The organism is Mycobacterium sp. (genome assembly GCF_052144515.1).
Classification (GTDB): domain Bacteria; phylum Actinomycetota; class Actinomycetes; order Mycobacteriales; family Mycobacteriaceae; genus Mycobacterium.
On sequence record NZ_JBKQQD010000414.1, the window covers coordinates 1 to 8,507 of the forward strand.

Genomic DNA, 8,507 nt, shown 5'->3' on the forward strand with positions numbered 1-8,507 from the left:
CTACCGTTTAGACCTGCAGTTTGAAGACGGAACACACGGGGCCGTAGATTTATCGCATCTTGTCGGAAAAGGCGTTTTCCGGAAATGGGAAGACTACCAGACGTTCTGTCAGGTCAGGATAGGTCCCACAGGAGAGTTGGCCTGGGGAGACGAACTGGACTTGTGCCCGGATGCCCTGTATCTGAAGGTGACAGGGCGTCAACCGGAGGACCTCTTTCCGAGTTTGAATCGAGAACCTGCTCATGCCTGAGATTTCCAGGTTCTTCGGAATCGTGATCAGGATGTTCTTTGACGATCACAGCCCGCCGCATTTCCATGCCTACTACGGTGAAGACGAAGTGGTGATAGAGGAACAGGTTGGTCACGATGTGGTCGGAATTCCAGCTGTGCACCGGCGCGCAGCGCTCGTAGCGGCCTTTTCCGGAAGCGGTGGCGTTCTTCTGCCGCAGCAGCCCGTAGTGCTCGAGGTAGTTGACGTTCTCCAGGAGGCTGAAGCCGAAGACCGCCTGGATGATCAGGAACGGGATCAGCGCCGGGCCAAAGACCGCGATCAGCGCGCCGAACAACACCACCGACATCGCCCAGGCGTTGAGCACGTCGTTGGACGGGTAGGTCTTGGGATTCCACGGGTTGTGGCCGAGCCGGCGTATGCGCTGCGCCTCGAGCCCGACGGCCGAGCGTAGGCCGCCGAAAACGGTGCGGGGCAGGAACTCCCAGAAGGTCTCGCCGAAGCGTGCCGACGCCGGGTCCTCGGGCGTGGAGACCCGAACGTGGTGACCGCGGTTGTGCTCGATGTAGAAGTGGCCGTAGCAGGTCTGCGCCAGGGTGATCTTGGACAACCACCGTTCCAGCGAGTCCTTCTTGTGTCCCATCTCGTGCGCGGTGTTGATGCCCACCCCACCGAGCACACCGACCGACAGCGCGACCCCGATCTTGCCGACCCAGCTCAGCGGACCGTTAAAGCCCAGCCAACCCACGTTCGAAGCGGTGAACAGATAGGCGCCCAAGACCACGCTGAGGTACTGGAACGGGATGTAGATGTAGGTGCAGTAGCGGTAGTACTTGTCGTTCTCCAGCCGCTGCATCACCTCGTCGGGGGGGTTCTGCCCGTCGGGCCCGAAGAACACGTCGAGCGCGGGCAGCAGGATGTAGAGCAGGATCGGCCCGATCCACAGCGGCACCTGCGCGGCGCCATGCCAGCCGAGACGATTCATGCCCCAGATGATCGGGAGCATCACGAACAGGGCCGTCGGGGCGATCAGTCCCATGAGCCACAGGTAGCGCTTCTTGTCGCGCCATTCGGGCGCTTCGGGCAGTTCGCGGCTTGGAGAGCTGATGTGTGTGGTCATATGCCAAACCTCCTTGTGAGTCGCACGCCGTTTTGTTTGACAATATATGGCTTGGCGTCTCATGTCTAGACAAAATATGCTCATTTGTAAAGGATTTGTGCGCGCCAACGGGCGCTAGTCCGCTTGGGTCTGACAGGCGACGTCGAGACTGCGCTGACGGCATCGAGCCTGCGGTCACAGCGCCAATCCGGCGATTTCAGCGCCCTGGACGCAGGCTCGAAGCGAGGAAAAGGCGATGCGTGGGCTACGCTGCCGCGGCGTCCGGGTCGGGTTTCTTGTCGGTGGCCACTTCGACCCCCGTGGCCTGCCGACGGCCCTGTGCCGAGTGCCGGAGCCCGTAGCCCAGGTAGATCGCGGTTCCCACGAACAGCCAGACACCAAAACGGACCCAGGTCAGCGCGGTGAGGTTCAGCATCAGCCAGGCGCACGCGCAGATCGATGCGATCGGAAGCCACGGCAAGCCCGGAGCCTGAAACCCCCTCTCCAGGTCGGGCCTGGTCCGGCGCAGCACGATGACCCCGGCGGACACCAGGGCGAACGCGAACAGCGTCCCGACGTTGACCATCTCCTCAAGCTTGCTGATCGGGAACACGGCTGCCGTCGCCGCCACCACGACCGCGACCAGGACGGTGATCCGGACGGGGGTCCCCCGCGCGCCCGTCTTGGCCAAGCGGCGGGGCAACAGCCCGTCGCGCGCCATCGCGAACAGCACCCGGCACTGCCCGAGCATCAGCACCATCACCACGGTGGTCAGCCCCGCCAGCGCCCCTACGGCGATGATTTTGCTCGCCCAGGTCACCCCGTTCGCGGTGAACGCGGTGGCCAGGTTCGCCGAGCCTCGACCCGGAGCCGTCTTGAGCTGGGTGTAGGAGACCATGCCAGACAGCACCACCGAGACCGCGACGTAGAGGACGGTCACGATCGCCAGCGAAGCCAGGATCCCGCGCGGGACGTCGCGCTGCGCGTTCTTGGTCTCCTCGGCCATGGTGGCCACGATGTCAAAGCCGATGAACGCGAAGAACACGATCGATGCCCCCGCCAAGACGCCGTACCAGCCGTAATGGCTGCTGTGCGCACCGGTCAGCAGCGACAACACCGACTGGTTGATGCCTTCCGCGTCGCGCCCCGCTTCGGGCTTCGGAATGAACGGTGAGTAGTTGGCGGATTTGATGTAGAAGGCGCCGACTACCACGACCAGCAGGACCACCGACACCTTGACCGCGGTGATCACCTGGGAGAACCTCGACGACAACTTGGTGCCCAGCGCGATCAGGGTCGAGACCGCCGCGACGATCAGCAGGGCACCCCAGTCGAGCTGGATCGCTCCGAGTTTGACTGTGCCGCCGGCGAATCCGAACACCGTGCCCAAGTAGCTGGACCAGCCTTTGGACACCACTGCGGCGCCGACCGCCAATTCCAGCAGCAGATTCCAGCCGATGACCCAGGCGATGAATTCACCAAAAGTGGCATAAGAGAAGGTGTATGCGCTGCCCGCAACCGGCAGCGTCGAGGCGAACTCCGCGTAGCACAGCGCCGCCAGCGCGCAGGTCGCGGCGGCGATCACGAACGAGATCCAGATCCCCGGGCCGGTGATGTCGCCGGTTGTCGATGCGGTGACCGTGAAGATGCCCGCTCCGATCACCACCGCGACACCGAACACCGCCAGGTCCAGCCAGGTCAGCACCTTGCGTAGCCGGGTGTCTGGCTGGTCGGTGTCGGCGATCGACTGTTCGACCGACTTGGTACGCCATCGACCGGCCATGCCACCCGCCCCTTCCCCGAACCTCGGTAAACCCGCTGAGACCGGACAGTACTGGGTACCCTGACCGGATGCGCGAGACCGGAGCAAACACGGGCGACCACGCGGTGGTCATCGGCGCCAGCATCGCCGGTTTGAGCGCCGCGCGGGTGTTATCGGAGTTCTTTTCCGAGGTCACCGTGTACGAGCGCGACGAGTTACCGAGCGCACCGGCAAACCGCGCGACGGTACCGCAGGACCGGCATCTGCACATGCTGATGGCCCGAGGGGCGATCGAGTTCGAGAACCTGTTTCCCGGGCTGCTGAAGGACATGGTCGCCGCGGGAGTTCCGATGCTGGAGAACCGGCCGGACTGTATCCATCTCGGCGCCGCGGGGCACGTCCTCGGAACGGGGCACACCTTGCGCGACGAGTTCACCGCTTACGTTCCCAGCCGGCCGCATCTGGAGTGGCAACTGCGGCGAAGGGTCCTCGATCTGGACAACGTGGAGATCGTGCGGCGGTCCGTGGCGGAGCCGCGGTTCGACAGTTCCCAGAGCCGGGTGACCGGTGTGGTGTTGGATTCCGCCGACAGCGGCGAGTTCGTGAGCGCCGATCTCGTCGTCGACGCTGCGGGCCGCGGCACCCGGCTGCCGGTGTGGTTGACACATTGGGGATACCGGCGCCCGGCCGAGCAAACCGTGGACATCGGCATCAACTACGCCACCCAGCAATTCCGCATCCCCGACGGCCTGATCGCCGAGAAGGTGGTGGTCGCCGGCGCCTCCCACGATCAGTCACTGGGGCTGGGCATGCTGTGCTACGAGAACGGCACCTGGGTACTGACGACGTTCGGGGTGGCCAATGCCAAACCGCCGGCGACGTTCCCCGAGATGCTGGCGCTGGCCGACGAGCTGCTGCCGACCCACTTCACCGACGCGCTGGCCAAGGCCGAGCCCTTGGGCGACCCGGCATTCCACGCTTTTCCGGCCAGCAAGTGGCGCCGCTACGACAAGCTGGACCGCTTTCCCGCCGGGATCGTCCCCCTCGGCGATGCCGTGGCCAGCTTCAATCCCACCTTCGGGCAGGGCATGACGATGACGTCACTGCAGGCGGGCCATCTGCGACGCGCGTTGCAGTCCCCGGACGGCTCGGATGGCAATGTGGCTCGCCTACTCAACCGGGCCACCGCCAAGACCACCTACCCGGTGTGGATGATGAACGCCATCGGCGACATCACCTTCCACCACGCGGGCGTGGAGTCCGTTCCCTGGTGGTGGCGGCCGTCCGGTGCGCTGTTCGACCAATTCCTCGGGGCCGCCGAAACCGAACCCGTTCTCGCCGAATGGTTTCTGCGGCGGTTCTCGCTGCTCGACAGCCTGTACATGGTGCCGCCCCCGCGGATCATCGGCCGCGCCGTCGCGCACAATTTGCGGTTGTGGACGAAGGAGCGCCGAGAAGCCGTTAAAAAACGAAGCCGGGCCGCCAAAGACCGGCGGCGAACGCTCACAACCCTACGGTCGCCCTGAACAACTTGGCGGGCTCGGCCGCAACCAGCCGGATCGGGCCGTCGTCGGCGGCCACCCAGGCAGCCATACCGCGCTCCAGGGTCAGCGACTTGGACTTGCCGTGCACCGTCGTCGCGCCCTCGATGGACAACAAGATCTGCGGGCCCTCGTGGTGCGACGGCGCGTCGACCTCATGGCCGAGATGATGGCCGTCGAGCGTCACCAGCGCGGCCGCGAACTCGTCGGTCGGGGTCTCGTAGATCAGCTCCATCCCCTCGCGCCGGGTAGGTGCCCGCAGCCGCGCCTCGGTGGTCGGGGTGAAGTCCAGCACCCGCAGCAGCTCGGGCACGTCGACGTGCTTGGGGGTGAGGCCGCCGCGTAACACGTTGTCGGAGTTGGCCATTACCTCCACACCGACACCGCGCAGATAGGCGTGCAAGTTGCCGGCGGTCAGGAAGATGCTCTCGCCGGGGGCCAGGCTGACGCGGTTGAGCAACAGCGCCGCCAGCACGCCGGCGTCACCGGGATAGCGTTCGCCGAGTTCCAGCACCGTCTTGGCCTCGGCCTGGAATTCGGTGGCGCCGGAGCTGACGTACTGGATTGCACCCTCGAGCACGGCGGGCACCAGGACGTCGATGTCGGGCTGGGGTGCGGTGATCCAGGTGGTGAACAGCGCGCGCAGGCCGTCGGCGTCGGACTGGTCGTCGAGCAGATCGATAAACGGGTCGAGGTCGGAAACCGCGAATGCGCACAGCAGCTCGATGGTCCGGGACGCTTGACGAAATCCGGCCAGCGCCTCGAACGGCTGCAGCGCCACCAACAACTCCGGCTTGTGCGACGTGTCGCGGTAGTTGCGGACTGGCGACGACACCGGAATGCCCAGTCGTTCCTCACGCAGGTAGCCTTCGACCGCCTGCTCGGCGCTGGGGTGGGCCTGCAGCGACAGCGGCTCGTCGGCCGCCAGCACCTTGACCAGGAACGGCAGCACGTCGCCGAACCGGGCCCGCGAGGCGGAGCCGAGCTGTCCTTCCGGGTCGGCGACCAGCGCCTTCAGCAACGAGGTTTCGCCCTGCTCGGTCTCCAGAAAGGCCGGGTCGCCCGGGTGCGCACCGAACCACAGTTCGGCCTCGGGGTGAGCAGCCGGCACGGGCCTCCCGGTGAATTCGGCCAGTGCGGTGCGCGATCCCCACGCGTATGTCCGTAACGCTCCGCGTAGTAGTTCCACTGTCTTATCTATCCCCGCACCAGTCGCAAGTAAACCGCGGCCATCTCCAGCCGGACGGCCAATATCGCCAGTTGGTGCTCGGGACGACCTGCCCCCGTCGTCGCCGGTACAGGCGCAGACCCGCCCGAGCCGCCGGGCACCTCGGGCACGTCCTCGGCTGCGATCAGGTGGATATCGTGCAGCCCGGCGACCCGGGCGGCCACCACCGTCTTCTCGCTGCCCAACGTCAACGCCAGCACCCGCAGCCGCTCGGGTTGCGGCCCGTCGATCTCTTCGTCATGAAACAGAGCATCCACCGACGAAGGGCTACCGCCTTGCCCCGAGGTCGCGCGCAGTGCCACGACCGCATCGGCCAGCCCGGTGGCCGCCACAACGTGGTGGGAGATCCGCAGCAATGCCGAACTGCCGTGCCGGGCGAGCGCGATCGTGGCGGCACAGTCGCCGGCCAGCGCCACCCGGCGACCGGCGAGCCGCGCGGCAAGCGTCTTGGCCGGGTTGGTGAACAGCTGCCGGCCGGCGCTGTTGCGCAGTGCCTCAGCGTCAAGTTCGTCGGCGAGCAACGCCAGATCGATGCGCAGCCTGGGGTCCACGGTCTGCACCGCGGCCAGGCCCGCGGCCAGGTAGCGACACAGCCCGAACTCATCGGGAACCGCCAGCCGCGGCGCCAGCACCGCGACGCGCCCCGCCGTGCTGTCGCGCAGCGGACCTTCATACGGCGCCACCACGACAACCCGCGCGCCCCGGCGTACCCCGGTCGCGGCGGCCTCGACCAAGGCGGGATCGACGGGGTCGTCACCCGCGACGAGCAGCACGTCGAGCGGCCCCACCCACGGCGGTGCCTCGCCGGCGACCACGATCGGCTCGTCGGCCAGCCCGGCCAAGGTCGCCGCCAGCATGGCCCCGGCGGTTTCAGCGGTACCACGGCCAGCCACCCAGATCACCGAGCGTGGGCGGTCGTCAATGCGCAGCGAATCCAGCGCGCCTTCCTCAACCGCGGCGGCCACGGAACGCACCGAGGCGCCGGCCATCGACGCGGCCCGCAGCAAACCCTCCCGGTCGGCGCCGACCAGGCCCTCGGCGTCTTCGAGATCGATCGCCTGGGTGGTGTTCACGGCCCGGCTTCTCCGGGCGCTGCCTGGGCGCAGATTTGCGCGCTGACCTGTTGAACCACCGCGTCGACGTCCTCGGTGGTGCGACCCTCCACATTGAGCCGCAGCAACGGCTCGGTGTTGGAGCTGCGCAGGTTGAACCAGCTGTCGTCGCCCAGATCCACCGTCACCCCGTCCAGGTGATCGATGGAATGAATCCGGGTCCCAAAAGACTTCAACACGGCATCGATACAGTACGCGGCGTCGGCGACTTTGAAGTTGATCTCCCCCGAAGATTCGTAGCGCTGGTAGTCGGCGGTCAGCTCCGACAATGGCCTTGGTGGCCCTTGCTGCTCGCCAAGGGCGGCCAGCACGTGCAGCGCCGCCAGCATCCCGGAATCGGCGCCCCAAAAGTCACGGAAGTAGTAGTGCGCCGAATGCTCGCCGCCGAAAATCGCGCCGGTCTCGGCCATCAGCGCCTTGATGTAGGAGTGCCCGACCCGCGAGCGCAGCGGTGTGCCGCCGCGTTCAGAGACCAGTTCGGGCACCGCGCGGGACGTGATCACGTTGTGGATGACGGTCGCGCCGATCTCCCGGGCGAGCTCGCGGGCGGCCACCAGACTGGTCACCGTCGACGGCGCGACCAACTGGCCGCGTTCGTCGACGACGAAGCATCGGTCGGCGTCCCCGTCGAAGGCCAGCCCGATATCGGCGCCGGTGTCGCGCACATAGGCCTGCAGGTCCACCAGGTTCGCCGGGTCCAGCGGATTGGCCTCGTGATTGGGAAAGGATCCATCGAGCTCGAAGTACAACGGCAGCAAGGTGATCGCGTCGATCGCACCGAGCACGGCCGGAGCCGTGTGACCGGCCATGCCGTTGCCCGCGTCCACCGCCACCCGCAACCGGCGCAACCCGGAGGTGTCCACCAGCGAACGCAGGAACTCGCCGTAGTCGCGCAGCACGTCGCGATCGGTAACCGTCCCGGGCCGGCCGTCGTATGCCGGGATCCCGGCGATCAGGTCGTCGCGGATGACGGTCAGCCCGGTGTCCGCGCCGACCGGCAAGGCGGCGGCCCTGCACAACTTAATGCCGTTGTAGGCCGCCGGGTTGTGGCTCGCGGTGAACATCGCGCCGGGGCAATCCATCAGCCCCGAGGCGAAATAAAGCTGATCGGTGGACGACAGGCCAATGCGCACCACATCCAGGCCCTGACTAGTCACCCCGGCCGCAAAAGCGGCCGCGAGCTTCGGCGAACTGTCGCGCATGTCGTGGCCGATCACCACCTGCCGCGCATTCTCGGCGCGCATCGACCGCGCGAATGCGGCGCCGATCTCGGCAGTCAGCGACTCGTCGATCTCCTCGCCGACCAGCCCCCGAACGTCGTAAGCCTTGATGACACGGTTGACAGCCGCAGCGGGCCGACCCATGCGAGGCCTCCTGACGACATGGACTTCTTCGACTCTTCGCCGTCAGCCTATCGGCCCGAGGAGGCTGCGATCCCCACTAGCCCCGATGGTGGCGACCCGCTTCGCCCGGCTGCGCCGCCTCGCGATCCCCACCAGCCCCGATGGTGGCGACCCGCTTCGCCCGGCTGCGCCG

At 66.7% G+C, this 8,507-nt stretch carries 6 protein-coding genes and 1 pseudogene; 2 read left to right on the forward strand and 5 right to left on the reverse strand.

Annotated elements, in window-relative coordinates; translation table 11 throughout:
- Window positions 1-13 precede the first annotated feature (13 nt).
- On the forward strand, window positions 14-250 hold the full coding sequence (locus tag ACLP9N_RS27450) for a DUF2442 domain-containing protein (protein ID WP_442410329.1): 237 nt from the start codon (window positions 14-16) through the stop codon (window positions 248-250).
- 59 nt (window positions 251-309) lie between these two features.
- Here ACLP9N_RS27450 and ACLP9N_RS27455 read toward each other — a convergent pair.
- Window positions 310-1,349 (reverse strand): annotated as a pseudogene (locus tag ACLP9N_RS27455) (alkane 1-monooxygenase); the annotation flags it as partial.
- Window positions 1,350-1,593: 244 nt separating this feature from the next.
- A complete protein-coding gene (locus ACLP9N_RS27460; RefSeq protein WP_442410325.1) occupies window positions 1,594-3,111 on the reverse strand; it encodes an amino acid permease in 1,518 nt (505 codons plus the stop codon).
- A 104-nt stretch (window positions 3,112-3,215) separates the two neighbouring features.
- Between ACLP9N_RS27460 and ACLP9N_RS27465 the strand changes: the two genes are divergently transcribed.
- A complete protein-coding gene (locus ACLP9N_RS27465) occupies window positions 3,216-4,616 on the forward strand; it encodes an FAD-dependent oxidoreductase (RefSeq protein WP_442410330.1) in 1,401 nt (466 codons plus the stop codon).
- On the opposite strand, the gene manA is transcribed toward ACLP9N_RS27465, so the two are convergent.
- From manA to ACLP9N_RS27480, 3 genes are read right to left on the reverse strand one after another with little or no spacing between them, the layout of a single operon-like run.
- Window positions 4,594-5,820: a mannose-6-phosphate isomerase, class I gene (gene manA, locus ACLP9N_RS27470; RefSeq protein WP_442410326.1), complete on the reverse strand. Its 1,227-nt coding sequence runs from the start codon at window positions 5,818-5,820 to the stop codon at window positions 4,594-4,596. The genes ACLP9N_RS27465 and manA overlap by 23 nt on opposite strands.
- An 8-nt stretch (window positions 5,821-5,828) precedes the next feature.
- Window positions 5,829-6,932: a TobH protein gene (locus tag ACLP9N_RS27475; RefSeq protein WP_442410327.1), complete on the reverse strand. Its 1,104-nt coding sequence runs from the start codon at window positions 6,930-6,932 to the stop codon at window positions 5,829-5,831.
- Window positions 6,929-8,335, reverse strand: coding sequence for a phosphomannomutase/phosphoglucomutase (locus ACLP9N_RS27480; protein ID WP_442410328.1), 1,407 nt, complete (start codon window positions 8,333-8,335; stop codon window positions 6,929-6,931). Before ACLP9N_RS27480 ends, ACLP9N_RS27475 begins: the two co-directional genes overlap by 4 nt.
- Between the last annotated feature and the right edge of the window lie 172 nt (window positions 8,336-8,507).